Origin of the sequence: Anaerococcus sp. (assembly GCF_030825785.1) — a bacterium.
Classification (GTDB): Bacteria; Bacillota; Clostridia; order Tissierellales; family Peptoniphilaceae; genus Anaerococcus.
This window is the reverse complement of the sequence record NZ_JAPJPG010000029.1, coordinates 1-20,623: the sequence shown is the minus strand read 5'-3', so window position 1 is coordinate 20,623 and position 20,623 is coordinate 1. Positions and strand designations below refer to the sequence as shown.

The window sequence follows — 20,623 nt, the reverse complement described above, 5'->3', positions numbered from 1 at the left end:
ATATTAAAGTATTATTGCGTAAATAGATTTTCTGTGCTAAAATAAAATTATCATTAAGAAAGGAGATAGAAAAATGAACAAAAAAGTAAGAATGGATTTCAAAATTAATTAACTATAGTAAGTATCAGGATACTCCTTGATCCTTACGATTAATAAACAAGGAGAAATATGACAGAATTTAAATTTTTAATTAAAAAGATGGCCAAACTTGAGCCAATAATGTTTTTACTAATCGCACTTTACGGTCTGTTTGTGGGGATCAAGCCCTTCTTATGGATTATTTCACCTGCCTTTATATTGAAAAATTACTCTACTAATCCAGAGGTTTTCCCAATTTTCTTTATAGGCTTATTTTTTATATCTTCACTAATCAGCTTTTTTGACGCTTTTGTAATGGGCAATTACAGGATGAGGATGAACCACGTTCGTTATAAGCTAATGAATATGATCACAGAGTATTCACTCTATCTCCCTTTTGCCAGAAAAAAAGAAAAAACAGAGTCTGAAAAAATAAGTGATGCCATGAAGGCTGTAGAATCGCCTTGGCTTGGAGCTGGAGGCATAATGATGGATTTGCCAAATATCTTTGCTCTTATAATTTCTGTTGGTGGATTTTTGTGGATTTTTATATCTATGGACCTATGGGTTCTTGCTACTACAATTATCCTCACCATAATTTCATGGTTACTATTAAACCAAGTCCCAAAATCATATAATGACTATTGGGATGCTATGAGTCCAAACTGGGATAAGTTTACAAAGCTTAATAATGAAATGAAATCTCCCCTATCAAAGCAGGATATTTTAATTTTCGATACCATAAGGATTTTCAAATCCTATTATGGAAAAACTAACAAGGGTAGAATAAAACGCCTAGAAGAAGTCAATACAAAGACCCTTAGGATTTTTACCCTTGCAAATTTTGTAAACCTCATAAGAGACGGCCTTATTATATATTGGCTGATGACAGGTCTTATAGCTGGAAGGATTTCTATAGCGAATTTCTATGTATATTTCACTGCTATCTTTGCTTTTATTGCCTTTAACCACCAAACAATGTGGTTTTTTACTGATATTAGAAGGAACTTTACCATGTTTAAGCCATTTTTTAAGATTACTGATGTCTATAAGAATGAAAAACAAGAAATTTATCCAGAAAAAATGGAACTTACTCTTGATAATCTTTCTTTCAAATATCCGGGAACAGATAACTATGTATTAGAAAATATTAATCTAAGGATAAAAGACTCTGAAACTATAGCACTTGTAGGAGAAAATGGTGCTGGCAAGTCTACCCTTGCCCTACTTTTAGCTGGTCTTTATGAGCCAACAGAAGGCATGATTTTAATAAATGGAGAAGATATTAATAAATCTCATATTGACTATAAAAAGCTAGTATCAGCAGTATTTCAAGATTCAAACCTCTTACCATTTTCTTTTAAGGAAAATATTCTAATGTCAACTGAGGATAGGGATATAGATTATATTTACAAGATGACCCACCTAGATGAAATCATAAATAAATATGATAATAAAGATAAACAAACTCTTTTAAGGATTTTGGACAATGACGGAGTCGACTTATCTGGTGGCCAAAAGCAAAGGCTATTTTTAGCTCGTGCCATAGCAAAAGCTAAGGCTAAGCTCTTAATCCTAGATGAGCCAACAGCCCAACTAGACGCCTTAAACGAAAGAGAACTTTATATGCTCTATGATGAGTTAACTACAGATAAGTCTTCGATTTTTATCTCCCACAGACTGGCATCAACTAAATTTTGTGATAGGATAATTTATCTTAAAGATGGAGAGATTCTCGCAAATGGGACTCATGATGAATTAATGGAAAGATGTGAAGATTATAAAGACCTCTATAATCTCCAAGCAGACAATTACAAGGAGGTCCTATGAAGAATATAAGAAAACTTTTTAAATTAATCGATACTTACCACCCAGGTTTTACCCTTAGAGTAATTATTACAAATCTCATACTTGGATTTTTACCACTTATAAATATTTTCGCTCCAAAGCTAATAATTGATGAGCTTATGGGAGCAAAAAGAATCTCCTACTGCCTTGGCCTTGGTGCCTTGGTCTTGATTCTAGGCTTTATCAAAGAAGTAACCTACAGGTGGCTAAATAATTACCTGACCCTAACATTTGAGGATATGTCAGATAAGCTCACCTTTAAGATTGCCCAAAAATCATTAAAGCTTCCCATAGAAAAATCTGACTCCAAGGATGTCCAAGACATGATGGAACAAGCCCACTATGCCGTTTGGGAAATGTACACCCTCTATGACATCATAGTTTTAGTAATATCAGCTGTTATCACAGGGATTTTATCACTAGGTATACTTGTTAAATTAAATCCAGCAATACTTATTCTATTGATTTTTCTAGTTTTAATAAACAAAAAACTTGTAAGGCTAATTAAGGAAAATGAACTAAAATACCAAGAAAATAATATTTCTGATCTCAGATCTTATAAATTTTTTGCTAATTTTGCGGCAGATCTAAGGTATTTTAAGGATATTGAAATCTATGAAGGCCAAGATTTAGTCTTAGAAAAAGCGGATTTCTACCAACAAGAAATGATAAAGTCTTCTACAGACTACTTCAACAAAAACGGAATCTACACAGGGATTATGAATGTGAGTGCAAATGGCTCAATAATCTTAACTTTAATTTACCTAACCTATAAGCTAATCGATAAGACCATTAGCCTTGCAAACTTCACAATGTATTTTAACTCCCTAATCCAGGTTATTAACGCAACAAACCTAATACAGCAAAACTACGCCAAAGTCATCTCAGTAAATGCTCAATTAGAAGTATTTTTTAACTTTCTAGAAATGGAAGAAGGACTCCTCGATAAGGGAGAAATCACTGATATTGACACAAGTAAAATTAATATTAGATTTGACAATGTCTCCTTTAAATATCCAGCAAGTGAAGATTATGTCCTAAAAGATGCTTCTTTTGAGATAAGAAACGGAGAAACCCTTGCCCTTGTTGGCAAAAATGGAGCTGGCAAATCTACAATAGTTAAGCTTTTGTGCAAGTTTTATGAACCAACAGAAGGCCATATCTACCTAAATGATATAGACATTAGTAAAATTTCAACAAAAAAATACTATGAGATTCTATCCCCTACTTTCCAAGATTTTAGGCTATTTCCATTTAGGATTAGTGAGAATATTACAAGTAAATTAAAGGAAGATATTACAGATTTTGAGTATGAAAATATGGACAAGGCCTTTGACCTTTTAAATCTTAGGACTTGGATAAAAAAACAAGTAGAAAAAGAAGATACCTTCCTAACCTACCTCTTCTCAGATAAATCAGTTGAGCCATCAGGGGGTATAGGCCAAAAGATTGCTCTTGCCCGTTCAATCTTTCATGAAGGGAAATTTTTCATAATGGATGAGCCAACCAGCGCCCTAGATCCAAGAAGCGAACAGGAAATCTTTGAAAATATGCTTGAGATTTCAAAAGGACAAACTTCCCTTTTCATCTCCCACAGATTATCATCTACCAAATATGCTGATAGGATAATAGTATGTGACAAGGGAAAAATCACAGAAAACGGTACTCACCAAGAATTAATGAAAGAAGATGGCTTGTACAAGGAAATGTTTACCAGCCAAGCAGATTTATACCTATAAAAAAAGGACCTGCTTAAGAATAATTAATCCTAGCACTATCGTTAGAAGCTTTAGGAAGTAAGTCACTAAGACTTTCTGCTAATCGCCTCTATCAGCCGGAAGCCAGCAATTGACCTCTGGCTGATAGGTAATTTCCTAAGGATCCTCTAAGGATGCTAGGATTATTTTTCATAGTTTTAAATAGTCGCTTATTTACTTAGAAGAAAATATTCTTATAGTATATTAACAATACAATAAAGACAGCCCCTCCTATAAGGTGGATTGCGAGTGCTAGGCGGGATTTTTTCTTATAAGTTTCAAGACTTTCCTTATCTCTCTTTCCTAAATTTTGTATAGGATATTTTTTCCTTCCTATAAGGTAGGCTAGGAGAAAGGCATTGCCATTGTTGCCCGATATATTTAAAACTCCAAGTAGCTTAGGATGCTTAAGTCCTCTTGCTCTTGCATCGATTTTAGTCATTTGATAGATATTATATTGTAGGATTGCCCCACCAAGTACAGTAACCGCTCCACTTATAATTATAAGTATTAATTGTAGATTCATAAAATCCTCCTAGAATCTTTTTATGATTTCTGAATATATTAGTCCTGTCAAAATTATTGAAAGGGTAAATATAGCAACCATGTTTAATCTTTCTGGCATAAATTCTGTAAATAAGGCGATGATTATCATTGTAAGCAAGGCCAGTATTATTATTCCTATAAGTTTCTTATTTGATTTTACTAAGTCAGTTGACTCTTCCAAGTGTTTCATAAAACTATCACTTCCTTTCAAAAGCTCGTCCAAAGAAATTTCGTATAGATCGGATAGGGCAATTACATTTCCTATGTCAGGATAGGTCTTGTTATTTTCCCAGTTGGAAATAGATTGCCTAGATACAAAAATCTTTTCTGAGACTTCTTCTTGGGTCATATTTTTCCTAAGTCTCGCTTGCCTTAACTTATCTCCTATCTTCATTCCTACCTCCTAGCTTAATAATAATTTATTTTCATATAATAGTCTATATAATAGCTTTTCCAAGTCATGATTTTTATGTAAAAAGTCTTTTACATGGCTTGTTTACAAGCTTTAATTTATTCTAACTAAAGCCTATCTAAAAAATACCCTCTCTTTTTCTTAAGCTAAGTCTAGCAGAATTTATAAAAATTTACAAGAAAAAAGCCCTCAGTCGGGCTTAAATTATAAGAATATATTCTCTATTAATAAAATATTTTTATTTTTTGTGGACTTCTTTTAATTTATTTTCTAAGATTATCCCACTAGTTATATAGGCTAAGACTTCAAGGATTAATATGATTATAATCCTAAGAGTAGTTATCTCCAAAAATCTTTGGACTAGAGGTCCTATTAGGAGAAATACTGCCCCTAGAATAAAACAAAGCTTACTCATCTTATCATTGGCATAATACCAGTTGGCCTTATTTTTCATAGAAAGAGCTGACCTATAACCGTATTTGTCATTAATCTTCTTATCCTTTACTCTCCCGCAAACAAAGCCCGTTATGATCAAAAAGGCTGGCACAAAGTAAAGCAATAAATTTTTGTAAAACATAATACCTCCTATAAGTATCTATCAAATATGAAGTCAAGTCCCATTACCCAAGCCATTGAGTAGAGAAATATGGATGGGCCCTTGAAGAGAAATATTATACTTGCAAATTTCTTAAAGCTCATATCTGTAAGTCCTGACAGATAGCAAAGGAAATCGTCAGGAGCTACAGGAAATAAAATCGCAAGGGCAAAGAACTTCTCATAGGACTTATCATTAATCCTGTGATGGTATTTCTCAAAAGTGTCCTTACCAAAAATCCTAATCACAATAGACTTACCGAAGTTTCTAGAGATAAAAAAGACTAATATTGATCCAATACAAATAGAAATGTAATTATAGATAAAACCCCAGAAAGCTCCAAATATAATCACGCCAAATACCGTAGTAAGTCCACCTGGAATTACTGGAAGCACTATCTGAACTACTTGTATCAGCATAAAGAAAAGAGGAGCGAGCTTCCCTTTAGATAGAATATAGGCCCTGAAGCTATCTAGAGAATTAAATAGTCCTGCCCTGTATCCTAAATATCCCAAGATCGTAAATATTACAAGCATAAGGACTGATATTATATTGAAAATATTTTTCTTTATTATAGCTTTCATAAATTCCTCTTTGTATGATGTTTGTAATACAATCGTACATCTTTATTTATCCCTTGTCAAATCTATTATATGAAATTAATCGATAATTTCAAGATTTAATATTATTAATTTATATCTTATGGATATTAAAATATATATAAATAAAAAGGCCTCAAAGCCTTTATTTTTTTCGTAAAATCAATTATTAGTTTACTTTAAGATTGTTCTTCTTATTTGCTAGCTACTTCAAAAAATTTCTATTTTATTGGCCAAGTCTGGGCTTTTTATCTATGATATTTCTTATCAGTCTTTCCTTATATTTAATCCTTAAGGGTTTTCATACATCAAGCTAGAGTAAATCATTGTGTAGGCTCTTGGCCTATGATTTATACCAGCTTTTGTATTAGCTGTATAAGGTGCTTTTAGTCTTATAAATCCTTAAGAGATGTGGTATCCAAAAAAGAAAAACCCAAAAGTCTGACTCTTGAGTTTTTACTTAATTAATCTAAATTTTTATCCTAGACAACTATATTTAAGATTTTTCCAGAAACGTAAATTATTTTTCTAATTTCTTTTCCTTCGATGTATGACTGGATATTATTATCTTCTTGAGCGCTCTTTATAGCATCTTCCTTGCTTGCTTCCTTATCCATCATGACTGTAGCTCTTACCTTACCATTGATTTGTACAGGCATTTCAAATGAATCGAAGCTTAATTTGTCCTCGTCATAGCTTGGCCAAGTAGTTTGGTTAAGCTCTCCTTCATAAGCCATCATCTCCCACAATTCTTCAGTCATGTGTGGAGCTACTGGATTAAGAAGTGTTATATAAGTTCTAAAGTCTTTTTTAGTAATTTTACCTAGGGATTTCATCTCGTTTAGGAGGGTCATAAGTTGAGCTATAGCAGTATTGAACTTAAGGTTTTCGTAATCTTCACTTACCTTCTTGATAGTTTGGTTGATTATAACTTCAAGCTCTTTGCTATAATCTTCGCCTTCTACTACAAGATCTGTTAGGTTAAATACTCTTTCTAGATATTTCCTACAGCCTCTAACTCCCTCATCTGACCAGATAGCCATTGATGAGAAATCTCCCATAAACATCTCATAGCATCTTAAGGTATCAGCCCCATAGTCTCTTACGATGTCATCTGGGTTTATTACATTGCCACGAGACTTGCTCATCTTTTGGTGATCACTTCCTAGGATCATTCCATGGCTAGTTCTCTTCTTGTAAGGCTCTTTTGTTGGAACGACACCTATATCATAGAGGAACTTATGCCAGAATCTTGAGTAAAGTAAGTGAAGAGTAGTATGCTCCATTCCCCCATTGTACCAATCAACTGGTGAATAGTAGTCTAGGGCTTCTTTACTTGCAATGGCTTCCTTATTATTTGGATCCATATATCTTAGATAATACCAGCTAGATCCCGCCCATTGAGGCATGGTGTCGGTTTCTCTTTTGGCAGGTTTTCCACAGATTGGACAAGTTGTGTTTACAAACTCTTCTATTTCTGATAGTGGAGATTCGCCTGTAGCTGTTGGCTCATAAGAAGGAACATCAGGAAGCTTTACTGGAAGTTCTTCTTCAGGAACTGGAACCCAACCATGCTCTTCGCAGTAGATCATAGGTATTGGTTCTCCCCAATATCTTTGACGAGAAAATACCCAGTCTCTTAGTTTAAAGTTGGTCTTAGCCTTACCAAGTCCCTTTTCTTCTACATATTCTATAGCTTTTTTCTTAGCGTCATTTGCTGATAGGCCGTTTAAAAAGTCTGAGTTGATTGCCTCTCCCTTGTTGATATCAGTTGTTGGAAGCTCTTCTCCTGTGTCATAAACTGGGATTATTGGCATATCAAACTTCCTCGCAAATTCAAAATCACGGCTATCGTGAGCAGGAACTGACATTATTGCTCCCGTACCATAAGTCATTAAGACATAGTCAGATACCCAGATAGGAATTTCCTTATCGTTTAGTGGGTTTATTGCAGAAAGACCATCTATCATAACACCAGTCTTATCTTTATTTAGCTCACTTCTTTCGAAGTCAGATTTCTTCTTAGCTTCTTCTTGGTAATCTTCTATTTCAGAGAAGTTTTTGATTTTGTCTTTGTATTTATCAAGTATTGGATGCTCAGGGCTTACTACCATGTAGGATACACCAAATATAGTGTCAGGTCTTGTTGTATATACTGTTAGCTTTTCGTCTAAGTCTTTTATCTTAAAGTCAACATCACAACCATGGCTTCTACCAATCCAGTTGATTTGACTGGCCTTGATTCTTTCTTCAAAGTCAACTTCATCTAGGTCATCTATCAATCTATCTGCATATTCAGTTATTTTTAGCATCCATTGATTTTTCATCTTGTGGACTACTTCAGTGCCGCATCTTTCACACTTACCATCTACAACTTCTTCATTAGCAAGTCCTACTTGACAAGATGGACACCAGTTTACAGACATTTCATTCTTATAGGCTAGTCCATGCTTATACATTTGAATGAAAATCCATTGACTCCACTTATAATAGTCTGGGTCAGTCGTGTTTACTTCTCTATCCCAATCAAATGAGAATCCTATTGATTTCATTTGTTCTTTAAAGTGGGCTATGTTATCAGCTGTAACCTTAGCTGGGTGGATTTTATTTTTGATAGCGTAGTTTTCTGTTGGAAGACCGAAGGCATCCCATCCCATTGGATACATTACATTTTCTCCCTCAAGTCTTCTCTTACGAGCTACGACATCAAGAGCGGTATATGGACGAGGGTGTCCTACGTGTAGGCCTTGTCCTGATGGGTAAGGAAACTCTACCAAAGGATAGAATTTCTTCTTATTATTATCTATCTCAGATTTAAAAGTCTTCTCATCATCCCATTTCTTTTGCCATTTTTTCTCTATGGCATTTGGATTATATTCAACCATACTTCCCCCTAGTTCTTATCAGCGAAGGCACGTACGTATCTTGGATAAGCCAGTACGTCTCTGATATTTTTCATTCCTGTAACATACATTACAGCTCTCTCAAAGCCTAGTCCAAAACCTGAGTGAACTACTGTACCGAATCTTCTTAGGTCTAGGTAGTTTTCGTACTCTTCTGGATTTAGGCCATTTTCTTCCATTGATTTATATAATTCGTCGTATCTTTCTTCCCTTTGTGAACCACCTATTAATTCACCTACTCCAGGAACGAGCATATCGAAGGCTGCAACAGTCTTGCCATCGTCGTTTCTCTTCATATAGAAGGCCTTGATGTTTTTTGGATAGTCTGTGACAAATACAGGTCCTCCTACGATTTTTTCAGAAAGATATCTCTCATGCTCTGTTTGTAGGTCGATTCCCCATTCTACTGGGAATTCAAATTTCTCACCAGATTCTTGTAAAAGCTCGATTGCTTTAGTATAAGTCACTCTAGCAAATTCTGCATCTCTAACCTTCTCTAGTCTTTCTATTAGTCCCTTGTCAATCCAGGTGTTGAAGAAATTCATCTCATCTGGAGCATTTTCTAATAGATAGTTGATGGAGTATTTGATCATGTCTTCAGCCACATCCATAGCGAGATTATAATCTGTAAAGGCCATCTCAGGCTCTAGCATCCAAAACTCAGCAGCATGTCTAGGAGTGTTTGAATCTTCTGCCCTAAAAGTTGGACCGAAGGTATAGACATCTCCAAAAGCTAGGGCATAATCTTCAGCCTCAAGCTGGCCTGATACTGTTAGGTAGCTCTTCTTGCTAAAGAAGTCCTTGCTATAATCAACACTTCCATCTTCATTTCTTGGAGCATCGTCTGGGTCGATTGTTGTTATGTTAAACATCTCTCCCGCTCCTTCTGCGTCAGAAGAAGTTACTATTGGAGGGTTTACATATAGGAAGCCTCTTTCTTGGAAGAACTTGTGGAGAGCGTAAGCAAGGATTGATCTTACCCTAAAAACAGCCCTATAGGTGTTTGTTCTAGCCCTAAGATGAGGGATAGTTCTCATAAATTCTAGTGTTTGTCTTTGCTTTTGGATAGGGAATTTTTCAGAAGATTCACCTAATACATTTACTTCTTTCGCTTGGATTTCGTAAGGGTTTTTGCTATTACCTGTTTTTACCAAAACTCCCTTAACTTCAAGTGATGTGGATAGGTATTGCTTGTCGAGTTCATCGTAATTTTCGATATCACTTCCTACAACTACTTGTAGGTTCTTGAAGGTTGTTCCGTCATTTAGCTCGATAAAACCAACGTTTTTACCAAATCTTTGGTTTCTCATCCAACCATATACACAAACTTCACTATCAACATATTTGTCTACTTCATTTAATATATCTCTAATCTTCATTTATCCCTCTCTTTATTTTCTCAAGTCTTTCTATCATTTCTTTTTCATATCCAACTTTCTTCGCCTCATAGAATTTTACTCCTATGTACTTATCCGGAAGATAGTCTTGATCTACATAACCACCGTAAGCATGAGGATATAGGTATTTATCCTTTACCAAATTCTTTGATCCCTTATAATGGGTATCTTTAAGCTTATTTGGTACTTCTCTATCCTTATTATTCTTAACAAAATCAATCGCCTTATTTATGGCAAGATAAGTAGAATTACTCTTTGGTGCTGCTGAAAGATAAGTCACCACCTGGCCAAGGATTATCCTTGCTTCAGGCATCCCTACCGTGTCTATTGCCTTAAAACAATTGACCGCCATGACCAAGGCATTTGGATCAGCATTTGATATATCTTCTGATGCAAATATAATCATCCTTCTTGCTATAAACTTTATATCTTCGCCAGATTCAAGCATCTTGGCAAGATAGAAGAGTGCTGCATCTATATCTGATCCCCTCATAGATTTTATAAAGGCACTGGTCGTGTCGTAATGTCTATCTCCATTTTTGTCGTAGACGGCAATTTTTTTCTGGGTAGAATTTTCGATAGTAGACTTTCCTATAACTATTCTACCATCAATCTCATCTTCTGAAAATATAGCAATCTCTAAAGCGTTAAGAAGCGCCCTAGAATCTCCATTTGAGTATTTGATAAGAGTCTCTCTCGCTTCATCTTCTATTATAATATTTTTGTTCTGTAGGATTACATCCTTCTTAAGAGCTGAATCGATCAAGCTTGATTGGTCTCTATCACTTAAGCTTTTTAGCTCGAAGACATACATCCTAGATATCAAGGCCTTATTTACCTCGAAGTAAGGATTTTCTGTAGTTGCTCCAATAAGAATAAGGGTAGAATCTTCTACATATGGCAATAGATAATCCTGCTGGCTTTTGTTAAATCTGTGAATCTCGTCAATAAAAAGGATAGTTTTCTTATTCTCGAAAGATAAATTATCCTTGGCTATCTGTACTTTTTTCTTAAGGTCAGATATTCCACTTGCCACAGCAGAGATCTCCTCGAAGGCCATATTAGTCTTTTGGGATATGATCTTAGCAAGGCTAGTCTTACCCACTCCGGGTGGCCCATAAAAAATCATCGAATATATCCTATCCGCCTTGATCATCCTATTAATAATCTTGCCTTCCCCTATTAGATGGTCTTGACCTAGGTAATCATTTAAGTCCTTGGGCCTTATCCTATCAGCCAGAGGAGCACTTTTTTCTAATTGATTAATCCTATTAAGTTCAAATAAATCCACAATCTCCTCCTAAAGAAAAAAAAGATGCTAGGAATGAGCATCTTTCTTATCTTTTAAACTTTTTATTTCTTCATAAAAGGAATCAACATCCTTAAATTCTCTATAAACCGATGCAAACCTCACATAGGCAACTGGGTCGAGCTCTTTTAGCTCAGCCATCACCAGCTCTCCTATATAGGTTGAACTTATTTCTTTGTTTCCCGTATGATTTATTCTAGTTTCTACATTCCTAGCAACTTTTTCAATATCATCCATAGTCACCGGTCTTTTTTGGCAACTTTTTACAATTCCTGCTATCAATTTCGTTGGGTCATAGGCTTCTCTTGTTTCGTCTTTTTTTATGACCATTATAGTAGAATCTTCATACCTTTCGTAAGTTGAAAACCTACGATCACAATCTTCACACAAGCGTCTTCGTCTGATAGCCCTATCGTCTTCTGTTGATCTAGAATCTAAAACCCTGGTATTGGTTGAATCGCAGTAGGGACATCTCATATTATTTTAGAAAATCTGGTAAGTCGAAGTCATCAAAAGGATTTGATGATTTTTTCTTAGCGCTAGGTCTTTGAGGAGCCTTGAGCTCTTCTCTATTTCTTGTACTTTGTTGTACACTTCTTCTTGCTGGTGTTGGATTATCAAAACCTGTTGCAATAACAGTAATCTTGATATCATCTCCTAGAGATTCATCACTACCAACTCCGAATATGATGTTAGCATCAGAGTCAATATTTTCTCTAATAAGCTCAGCTGCTTCGTTAGCTTCCATTAGACCAACTTCAGCTGCCGTTACGTTAAGTAATACTGCGTTTGCTCCTTCGATGCTTGTCTCAAGTAATGGTGAGTTAACAGCAGCCTTAGCAGCTTCAACAGCCCTATTTTCACCATTAGCCCTACCGATACCCATGTGAGCGATTCCTTGATCAGACATTATTGACTCAACATCTGCAAAGTCAAGGTTAATTACGTTAGGTACAGCGATTAGTTCTGAAATACCACTTACTGCATCCATAAGTACTTGGTCTGCCATCTTGAAGGCATCTACCATTGATGTTCTCTTTTCTACGATTTGTAGGAGTCTATCATTTGGAATTGTGATTAGTGTATCTACATTTTCCTTTAATCTTTCGATTCCACCTTCAGCTTGGTTTTGTCTTTTTCTACCTTCGAAAGTAAATGGCTTAGTTACAACACCAACTGTCAAGATTTCCATCTCTTTAGCAACTTTCGCAACTACTGGTGCAGCACCTGTACCTGTTCCACCGCCCATTCCAGCAGTGATAAAGATCATGTCTGCGCCTTTGATAGCTTCTGATATTTCGTTTTTAGACTCTTCTGCAGCCTTTTCTCCTACTTCAGGATTAGCTCCAGCTCCTAGACCTCTTGTTAGTTTCTCACCAATTTGAAGTCTTATGTCTGCGTTTGATTCTTGTAGTGTTTGTAGATCTGTGTTTAGTGCCAAAAACTCCACACCAGATAGTCCGCTTTCTCTCATCCTGCTGATTGCGTTGTTTCCACCGCCACCAACTCCGATGACTTTAATCTTTGCTAAAGAGCTGTTGTCCATTTCCATGTTAATGTTTGCCATACTTTCCCCCATTTTATTCTAATAGATAAATTTTATATTAAGAACCTTCGTTTATTTCAACTACTGGGTTTTTTCCATTACTTAAATCTATGGAAGAAACACCTAGGTCCTTACTTTCTACATCCTTTAGGATTGATTCTAGTAATCTAATCTTGTACGAACTTTCTTTCAAATCACCAAAATCAACTCTCATATCTTTTATTATTATACCAATATGCCTATTGTTTTCAAAATTTAATTGATTAATCAAATCCACAAAGGAAGAAGAGTTTATTTCATTGATAAAATTTAATAAATCCTCATCATCTGTAAATTCTTCTCTAATATCTTCCTTGTAATCAGAAATCTTAATATTTATTAGAGAATTTTTGGTATTAGCAGGAATTTCCTCACTATCCATTACCCTTCCTTGATTGGATATGTAAGTTATTTTTTCCTTATCTTCTATAAAAAATCTCGGATAGGTCTCTTTGACTTTGATATTGATTACCTTAGGAAAAACTTTCTTTATTTCTGCTTCTTCAATAGTGTCTTCTTCCATAAGTTTTTTTTCATTCTTTTTTACATTGTAAGTAAGTATATTTTTACCTATTGGATTTTGTATCTTTGAAATAATATCTGTATCCTTTAGCCTTTCATTTCCTGTAACATATATCTGAGAAATTTTCATGTAGGGATGCCTTAAGGCTTCTACTATGAATATCGAAAGGAATAATACGATAAGAAAAATCACAAATCTTTTAGTAAAAGTCTTAGGCTGTTTCTTCCTTACGACTTTCCTTTTCCTATTAGTGTTGCTGTCTTCTGGTATTTGACTTTTCTTTCTAGCCTTTCTTTTATCTTTCATCTTTGATCAACCCTTCAATTATATGAAAAATCTTATCTCCTGCCTCATCATCAGAAAGGGCCTTGGCATTGTCACCCATTTTCTTAAGTTTATCCTTATCGCTAATTATTTCTTTTATTTTCCTATCCAAAACATCTCCATCTAGGTCTTTTTCTAAAACCATTATAGATGCGCCATTATCGACATAGGTTTGTGCATTAAACTGCTGGTGGTTTTCTGTGGTATACGATTTTGGAATAAGTATTGAAGCCTTGGCTACAGCTGAAATTTCTGATAGGCTCATAGCTCCTGATGAAGCTATAACAAGATCGCTTACAGCATAGAAAAGATCTATATTATCAATATAGGAAAACACCTTAAGATACTCGTTTCTTTCTACCTCTTTCATAAAATCATCATAGTTTTTCTTTCCAGTTTGGTGGAGGAGATAGTAGGAACCGTCAAGATTTTTGGATAATTCCTTAACAGCCTCGTTCATATAATAAGATCCATTTGACCCACCAAAAGAAAATACAACTGGCCTATCTTTCTTGATACCTAAATCTTTAAGGTCTTTGTCAGTATATTCACTCTTAAAGCTAGTTCTTACTGGATTACCTGTTACTACAATCCTTTCCTTGTGCTTGAAGTGCTTTTTGGCTTCCTTGTAGGATATAAGGACCTTATCTACCTTGTTTGATAGAAACTTTGATGCCATGCCGGGGTAAGAGTTTGATTCGTGGACTATAGAAGGAATATTTTTCTTACTTGCCTGATACAAGATAGGAGCACAAACATATCCTCCAGTTCCAATAACAAGGTCTGGTTTATATTCTTCTATTATCTTCTTTGCCCTCGTAAACCCTTTAAGGTTTGTAGTAAGAGATTTAAATAGTTTCTTGTTTATCCTTCTAGGAATACCCATGCCTGGTAGGTCGACAAATTTATAGCCATATTTTTGGGCAACTGTCTCTTCTGGGCCGTTTTTGATTCCCACATAGATTATTTCCACATCAGGAATTTCTTTTTGAAGTTTTTCTCCTATGGCTATGGCTGGATAAATATGTCCGCCTGTGCCTCCGCCAGAAATTATTACTTTCATCTAATCATCCTTTGTATTTTTCTATCTTTTCTTTAAAGTCCCTGCCTCTTTCTTCAAAGTTATTATACATACCCCAAGAGGCACTTGCAGGTGATAAGAGGAAGATATCCCCTTCTTCTAAATTGTCAAAAGAAATCTTTACTGCCTCTTCCATATCCTTGGCTTTTTTGTAATTTACTTGATAGGCTTCGCAAAGACTCGCCAATTTATCTGTGGTTTGTCCAATGATAACCATAAGTTTTCCATGTTTTTTAAATTCTTTTACATAGGGACTGTAGTCGATATTTTTATCATAGCCTCCTGCAATTATTACCATTGGCTTATCGAAACTTTGAATAGCCTTGACTGAGCTATCTACATTTGTTCCCTTGGAGTCATTGTAGACCTTGACTCCTCTTATATCTGTCACAAATTCCAGCCTATGCTCTATTGATTTAAAGCTTTTTGATCCCTTTATGATATCTTTTATAGAAACCCCATAGATAAAACAAGCAAGGATAGCGCACATCAAGTTTTCGTAATTGTGTCTACCTATTATTGAAAGATCATCTACATCCATTAATTTAATATTTTTTCCTTCATCTTTAAAGAATATAGATGAGCCTTTAAGATAGGCGCCTCGATCTACTTTCTCTTTTGAAGAAAACTCATAGACTTTTGCCTTAAAATTTTTCCTATGGTCTTCTAATATAGGATCATCGTGATTTATTACTAGAAAATCACTTTTATCTTGCCTTCTACTTACATTAAGTTTTGAGTTTATATAATCAGACAAAGATCCATGCCAATCGATATGATCTTCAGTGATATTTGTAATACAAGCTATATGAGGCTTGTAGGTAGATACATCGTGTAGTTGGAAGCTTGAAAGCTCACAAGAGAAAATCGCAGTAGGATTTTCATACATTTGCCATAAGATTCCCTCACCGATGTTTCCTACAGAAATCGCCTTCCTGCCTGATTCATTAAGTATATGACTAATCATAGATGTAGTAGAAGTCTTGCCATTTGTACCAGTTGTGGCAATGATTTTAGCTTCTGGAAAGAGTCTAAAGGATAGTTCAATATCTGATATTATCTCGTATTTTTCCCCTAGTTTCTTTACCACTTCATCCCTTGGGGGAATGCCTGGACTTTTTACTACAAATTCAAAATCAAAATCTAAAATGTCACTATCAGAAATAGGGCTATATTTATAGCCCTTAAGTTCCTTAACTTCTTTTTTATTTTTATCAAAGGTATAGACATCATAGCCCATCTTATCTAGAGTCTTTGCTGCTGATATACCTGTTAGTCCTAAACCGTAAACTAAAACTTTCTTCATACTAATGCCGCCAATGTTATCATACAAAATATTACAGATACTACTGCAAATGCTACTACTATCTTTTGTTCCTTATAGCCTTTTAATTCAAAGTGATGGTGGATTGGAGTCATTAGAAAGACTCTCTTCTTGTTTCTGTGTCTGTAGCTTGTAACTTGGATAATTACAGATAGTGTTTCCAAGACATAAATTCCACCGAAGATTATTAGATATAAGGGAATTCTTAAATTAATTGCCATGGCAACTATTGCTCCACCGATTGCCATAGATCCTGTATCTCCCATAAATACTGCCGCAGGATTTGAGTTAAATATCAAAAATCCTAAGAGGCTTCCAAGCATTATATAGGAAAATATTTCGTTATTTGTTCCCTTCCCTATTATGGCGAGGGTTATAAATACTGGAAGAGATACTGTGGCTAAGAGTCCATCTAGGCCATCTGTAAGATTTGTCGCATTAGTTGTACCTACTATTATGAATATCATAACTGGAATACCAATTATTCCAAGCCCTATACTTGTATTTGTAAATGGTATCAATAAGGATCCTATCGAATCTTTATCATTAATATAAGCTAGAATCGAAATTATAAGAGCAAGTCCAAACTGTAGGATTATCTTCCCTCTTGGGCTTAGTCCTTCGGATTGTTTTAGGATAAGTTTCCTAAAGTCATCTATAAAACCAATTGCTCCAAAGCCTATAGTCGATAAAATCACTATCCAAACTTCAAGGCTATCAAGTGGTAAGAATATAAGAGATAAAATTAGGGCTGCTATAATAAATATTATCCCTCCCATAGTTGGAGTACCAGCCTTTTTAAGGTGACTCTTTGGTCCAACCTCTCTTATATTTTGTCCAATTTTCTTTCTCTTAAGTATTGGTAAGATCACTAGGCCTAGGCCTATACTTAACAATATACTTATAACTATCAACAAAAAATTATTCATCATTAATTCCTATCTACATTTAATTTGACAGTATTATCATCATCCTTATAAACCATGCCCAACTCTTCTAGGGCGTATCTTTGGATTAAGTTAAGGTCAATCGCTTCTTCTAGCCTAGTATTTAACCTATCCCTCTGGAGTTCGTAGGAGACGATATCTGCCTGTAATGTATTATACTCATATCTTTTTGCATTCAAGTTATTTCTTTTAACCAGAGCTGTTACGAGAAGGCTAACTACAACAAGGAAGGTAAATATAGATAGGCTTAGTTTCATTCTCCTATCTCTTTTCTTAAGATTTTGAATCTGTTTGATCTTCTTATTTTTTCTGTTATCCTTAACCTTAAGTCGTCTTCTTTTCTTGTTATTATTTTTACTAATAGCTATTCTTTCTTCCATGTCTATATCCTTTGTCCAACTCTAAGCTTGGCAGGCTTTGATCTAGAATTATCCCTTAGCTCAGCTTTACTTGCCGTCACTGGTTTTCTCGTTATAATCTTAATCTTGGCCCTATGATCACATACACATACTGGAAATTCTGGAGGGCAGATACAGTCTGTTGCCAAATCCTTGAATTTATTCTTCACAATCCTATCCTCTAAGGAGTGGAAGGTGATTATTGCGATCCTTCCGTCCTTTTTTAGGTGATCTACGACCCTTTCTATAGTGTTTTCCAAAACTTCTAGTTCTCTATTTACTTCTATTCTTAGGGCTTGAAATACTCTTTTTTCAGGATGAGCATCTTGACTTTTTATGGATTTTGCTACAATTTCTCGGAGTTTAAAAGTCGTATCGATTCTTTTTTCATCACGGAGATTAACAATATTTCTAGCAATGGATCTTGCGAATCTCTCCTCACCATATTCGAAAAATATACGCTCTAGCTCATCCTGAGAGTATTCATTGACAATAACTTCCGCTGTTAACTCATTATCCTGGTTCATCCTCATATCCAAAGGACCATCCTTCATATATGAAAATCCCCTGTACGCATTGTCAATTTGATATGAACTTACGCCAATATCCATCAAAGCCCCATCTATCAAGTCAAGGCCAAGCTCTTCTAAGACTTTTTCGAAGTTTTCGAAGTTACTGTTTACGAAAGTAACATTAGAAAAGTCCCTTAGGTTAGACTTGGCTGCTTCAATGGCTTCCTTGTCCTGATCAAATGCTATAAGCCTTCCCTTATCAGAAAGCCTTTCTAGGATCAATTTGGAATGACCTCCCTTTCCCAAGGTTAAGTCTAGGTAGATTCCATCTGGATTAATATTTAGATTTTCTATAGTCTCTTTTGCGAGAACTGGTATGTGTTCAAATTTCATATTATTCATCCATTATATCGGATAGATTCACCTCTACTTCGTCAATATAAGCCTCCCAATTGGCCCTATCCCAAAGCTCAATTGTGCTATTGTTTCCAATTATCATAGCTTCTTCTTTGATCTCGCTATAATCTCTCAGGTTCTTGTTAAGAAGAACTCTGCCTTGTTTGTCAAGGCTTGCCTTTACAGTGGATGAGAAAAATAGTCTCTTGATAGCACGGTTTTTCTTATTTTGCACTTCCAAACCATCAAGTCTTTCGGATTGCTTAACAAATTCTTCCTCAGTGTAGATTACTAGAGACTTTTCCGGCCCCTTGGTTATATAGAAGTTCTCAGATAAATCATCTCTAAACTCACTCGGTATCATTATTCTATTTTTAGAATCTAACTTGTGAGTAAATTCACCTAAAAACATTTCCCACCACTTTCTACCACTATATTCCACTTCACTATCATTTTATACTAAAAGCACTTTATTTGCAACAAAAAAGTCGGCCTTAAGCCGACCCTAAAATTATTGAATTTTTATATTTTGTCTATAAAGCTTAAGCTTGTAAGATCTATCACTTAAACTTTATAATCTTCTCTTTTTTCTCTTTACTTTTATTTTCCCTAAAAAAAGGTGGGAGATGGTTTTTATTTGCCCAAATATATAGGACTATTCCTAGAAGAATATAGATGATACTCATAAGCTGTGCTGTTCTTAAAGATCCTATATAAAGAGAATCTGTCCTAAGACCTTCCACAAAATATCTCAAGATTCCATAGAGGATGAAATAAATTGCAGACTGCTTACCCTTATCTGGGTTTTTCTTCCTGTAATTTATTAGGAGAATAAAGATTAAAACATCTCCGATAGATTCGTAGAGAAAGGTTGGATGGACTTTCACTCCATCTATGATAATCCCCCAAGGAAGGTCTGTTGGACCCCCATGGGCTTCGGAGTTTGCAAAATTACCCCATCTACCTATACCTTGAGCAAGGACAAGAGAAGGTACTAGTACATCCATAAGGTCTATAAGGGGGATTTTTTTGTATCTTGCATAAACTAGAAGGGCAATACTTCCAAAGAGGATCCCCCCATGGATTGCAAGACCTCCTGCCCTAAAGTTTAAAATCTGTGAAGGGTTACTTCCATAGTAGTCCCACTCGAAGATGACATACCAAAACCTTGCTCCGATTATTCCGATTGGTAAGATGACAAAAAGTAGATCATAGATAAAGTCTTCATCAAAACCTCGTCTTACGAACTCGCTTTTTGCAAATTGTGCTGCGATAAATATTCCTGTTATGATTATTATTGCATACCAGTAGATTTCTAAACCGAATATCCTAAAAGCAACAGGATCTATATTAAATTCCATCTTTATTCCTCGCTAGAATCATCCCAGTTTGAGTATACTTCTTGGACATCATCGTTATCTTCCAGAGTATCTATTAGCTTATTAAGCTTATCCACATGCTCATCTTCTACGCTAATCATATTATCTGCAAGATAAGATATATCTGCACTTTCTATTTTATAGCCTAATTCTTTAAGCTTATCATTGGCTTCGTTAAAGCTATTAACATCTGTGATAGCCTCGAAGTACTCTCCCCTTTCCTTGACATCTTCACAACCAGCTTCTAGGGCATCCATCATGAATTCATCGAAGTCTTTTCCCTCTTTTCCTACTATGATATCTCCCTTTCTTTGGAACATGAACATAACGGATCCGTCAGTTCCAAGATTTCCTCCGTTTTTGTCAAAGGCATGTCTTACATCAGGAGCTGTTCTATTTTTATTATCTGTTAGGCAGTCTACTATTACAGCAACTCCACCTGGTCCGTATCCTTCATAGATTACTCTTTCGAAATTATCTGAAGCATCATCTCCTGCTGCTTTCTTGATAGCTCTATCTATGTTATCATTAGGCATATTATCTGCCTTAGCTTTTTCTATAGCAGTTTTAAGAGCAGGGTTATATTCTGGGTTTGTTCCGCCCTCTTTGGCTGCAACTGTTATATTTCTAGCGTGTTTTGTAAAGATCTTGCCCTTTTTGGCATCTTCACTTCCTTTTTTATTTTTAATCTTGCTCCATTTATTATGTCC

At 35.2% G+C, this 20,623-nt stretch carries 20 protein-coding genes; 2 read left to right on the top strand and 18 right to left on the bottom strand.

Translation table 11 applies throughout. The annotated features are described in order from the left end of the window. Nucleotides 1-168 precede the first annotated feature (168 nt). The gene (locus RCH56_RS05315) at nt 169-1,908 is read left to right on the top strand and encodes an ABC transporter ATP-binding protein (RefSeq protein WP_306483953.1); all 1,740 of its coding nucleotides are present in this window, start codon (nt 169-171) and stop codon (nt 1,906-1,908) included. Continuing rightward, on the top strand, nt 1,905-3,665 hold the full coding sequence (locus RCH56_RS05310; protein ID WP_306483952.1) for an ABC transporter ATP-binding protein: 1,761 nt from the start codon (nt 1,905-1,907) through the stop codon (nt 3,663-3,665). Before RCH56_RS05315 ends, RCH56_RS05310 begins: the two co-directional genes overlap by 4 nt. A 196-nt stretch (nt 3,666-3,861) precedes the next feature. Here RCH56_RS05310 and RCH56_RS05305 read toward each other — a convergent pair whose 3' ends face one another. The 18 genes from RCH56_RS05305 to RCH56_RS05220 form a co-directional block, all read right to left on the bottom strand. Continuing rightward, nucleotides 3,862-4,209: a hypothetical protein gene (locus RCH56_RS05305; protein ID WP_306483951.1), complete on the bottom strand. Its 348-nt coding sequence runs from the start codon at nt 4,207-4,209 to the stop codon at nt 3,862-3,864. Between the two features lie 9 nt (nt 4,210-4,218). After that, nucleotides 4,219-4,623, bottom strand: coding sequence for a helix-turn-helix domain-containing protein (locus RCH56_RS05300; RefSeq protein ID WP_306483950.1), 405 nt, complete (start codon nt 4,621-4,623; stop codon nt 4,219-4,221). 256 nt (nt 4,624-4,879) lie between these two features. Further along, nucleotides 4,880-5,218 (bottom strand): SdpI family protein, encoded by a 339-nt coding sequence (locus tag RCH56_RS05295; RefSeq protein WP_306483949.1) that lies wholly within the window; start codon nt 5,216-5,218, stop codon nt 4,880-4,882. Nucleotides 5,219-5,226: 8 nt separating this feature from the next. Next, on the bottom strand, nt 5,227-5,820 hold the full coding sequence (locus RCH56_RS05290) for a TVP38/TMEM64 family protein (protein ID WP_306483948.1): 594 nt from the start codon (nt 5,818-5,820) through the stop codon (nt 5,227-5,229). Nucleotides 5,821-6,317: 497 nt separating this feature from the next. Further along, nucleotides 6,318-8,720, bottom strand: coding sequence for a leucine--tRNA ligase (gene leuS, locus RCH56_RS05285; RefSeq protein WP_306483947.1), 2,403 nt, complete (start codon nt 8,718-8,720; stop codon nt 6,318-6,320). An 8-nt stretch (nt 8,721-8,728) separates the two neighbouring features. After that, complete coding sequence (gene asnS / locus RCH56_RS05280; protein WP_306483946.1) at nt 8,729-10,117, bottom strand: asparagine--tRNA ligase; 1,389 nt, start codon at nt 10,115-10,117, stop codon at nt 8,729-8,731. Next, nucleotides 10,107-11,426, bottom strand: coding sequence for a replication-associated recombination protein A (locus tag RCH56_RS05275; RefSeq protein WP_306483945.1), 1,320 nt, complete (start codon nt 11,424-11,426; stop codon nt 10,107-10,109). The genes asnS and RCH56_RS05275 overlap by 11 nt, the downstream gene beginning before the upstream one ends. A 27-nt stretch (nt 11,427-11,453) precedes the next feature. After that, the gene (gene nrdR / locus RCH56_RS05270; RefSeq protein ID WP_306483944.1) at nt 11,454-11,921 is read right to left on the bottom strand and encodes a transcriptional regulator NrdR; all 468 of its coding nucleotides are present in this window, start codon (nt 11,919-11,921) and stop codon (nt 11,454-11,456) included. A 1-nt stretch (nt 11,922) separates the two neighbouring features. Next, nucleotides 11,923-13,011 carry a cell division protein FtsZ gene (ftsZ, locus tag RCH56_RS05265; protein ID WP_306483943.1) on the bottom strand — a complete coding sequence of 363 codons (1,089 nt, stop codon included), beginning with the start codon at nt 13,009-13,011 and terminating at the stop codon, nt 11,923-11,925. A 37-nt stretch (nt 13,012-13,048) separates the two neighbouring features. Then, on the bottom strand, nt 13,049-13,858 hold the full coding sequence (locus RCH56_RS05260; RefSeq protein WP_306483942.1) for a cell division protein FtsQ/DivIB: 810 nt from the start codon (nt 13,856-13,858) through the stop codon (nt 13,049-13,051). Next, nucleotides 13,848-14,939 (bottom strand): undecaprenyldiphospho-muramoylpentapeptide beta-N-acetylglucosaminyltransferase, encoded by a 1,092-nt coding sequence (gene murG, locus RCH56_RS05255; RefSeq protein WP_306483941.1) that lies wholly within the window; start codon nt 14,937-14,939, stop codon nt 13,848-13,850. Before murG ends, RCH56_RS05260 begins: the two co-directional genes overlap by 11 nt. 4 nt (nt 14,940-14,943) lie before the next feature. Continuing rightward, the gene (murD, locus tag RCH56_RS05250) at nt 14,944-16,263 is read right to left on the bottom strand and encodes a UDP-N-acetylmuramoyl-L-alanine--D-glutamate ligase (protein WP_306483940.1); all 1,320 of its coding nucleotides are present in this window, start codon (nt 16,261-16,263) and stop codon (nt 14,944-14,946) included. Next, the gene (gene mraY, locus RCH56_RS05245) at nt 16,260-17,210 is read right to left on the bottom strand and encodes a phospho-N-acetylmuramoyl-pentapeptide-transferase (protein ID WP_306483939.1); all 951 of its coding nucleotides are present in this window, start codon (nt 17,208-17,210) and stop codon (nt 16,260-16,262) included. The genes murD and mraY overlap by 4 nt, the downstream gene beginning before the upstream one ends. 2 nt (nt 17,211-17,212) lie before the next feature. Continuing rightward, on the bottom strand, nt 17,213-17,608 hold the full coding sequence (locus RCH56_RS05240) for a hypothetical protein (RefSeq protein WP_306483938.1): 396 nt from the start codon (nt 17,606-17,608) through the stop codon (nt 17,213-17,215). A 2-nt stretch (nt 17,609-17,610) separates the two neighbouring features. Next, nucleotides 17,611-18,531 carry a 16S rRNA (cytosine(1402)-N(4))-methyltransferase RsmH gene (gene rsmH, locus RCH56_RS05235; protein WP_306483937.1) on the bottom strand — a complete coding sequence of 307 codons (921 nt, stop codon included), beginning with the start codon at nt 18,529-18,531 and terminating at the stop codon, nt 17,611-17,613. Nucleotide 18,532: 1 nt separating this feature from the next. Further along, entirely contained in the window at nt 18,533-18,946 is a 414-nt protein-coding gene (gene mraZ, locus RCH56_RS05230) for a division/cell wall cluster transcriptional repressor MraZ (RefSeq protein ID WP_105300790.1), read from the bottom strand. Nucleotides 18,947-19,094: 148 nt separating this feature from the next. Next, nucleotides 19,095-19,895 carry a prolipoprotein diacylglyceryl transferase gene (gene lgt, locus RCH56_RS05225; RefSeq protein ID WP_306483936.1) on the bottom strand — a complete coding sequence of 267 codons (801 nt, stop codon included), beginning with the start codon at nt 19,893-19,895 and terminating at the stop codon, nt 19,095-19,097. 2 nt (nt 19,896-19,897) lie between these two features. Next, nucleotides 19,898-20,623 (bottom strand): YebC/PmpR family DNA-binding transcriptional regulator (locus RCH56_RS05220; RefSeq protein WP_306483935.1); only part of this gene is annotated, 726 nt, incomplete at its 5' end.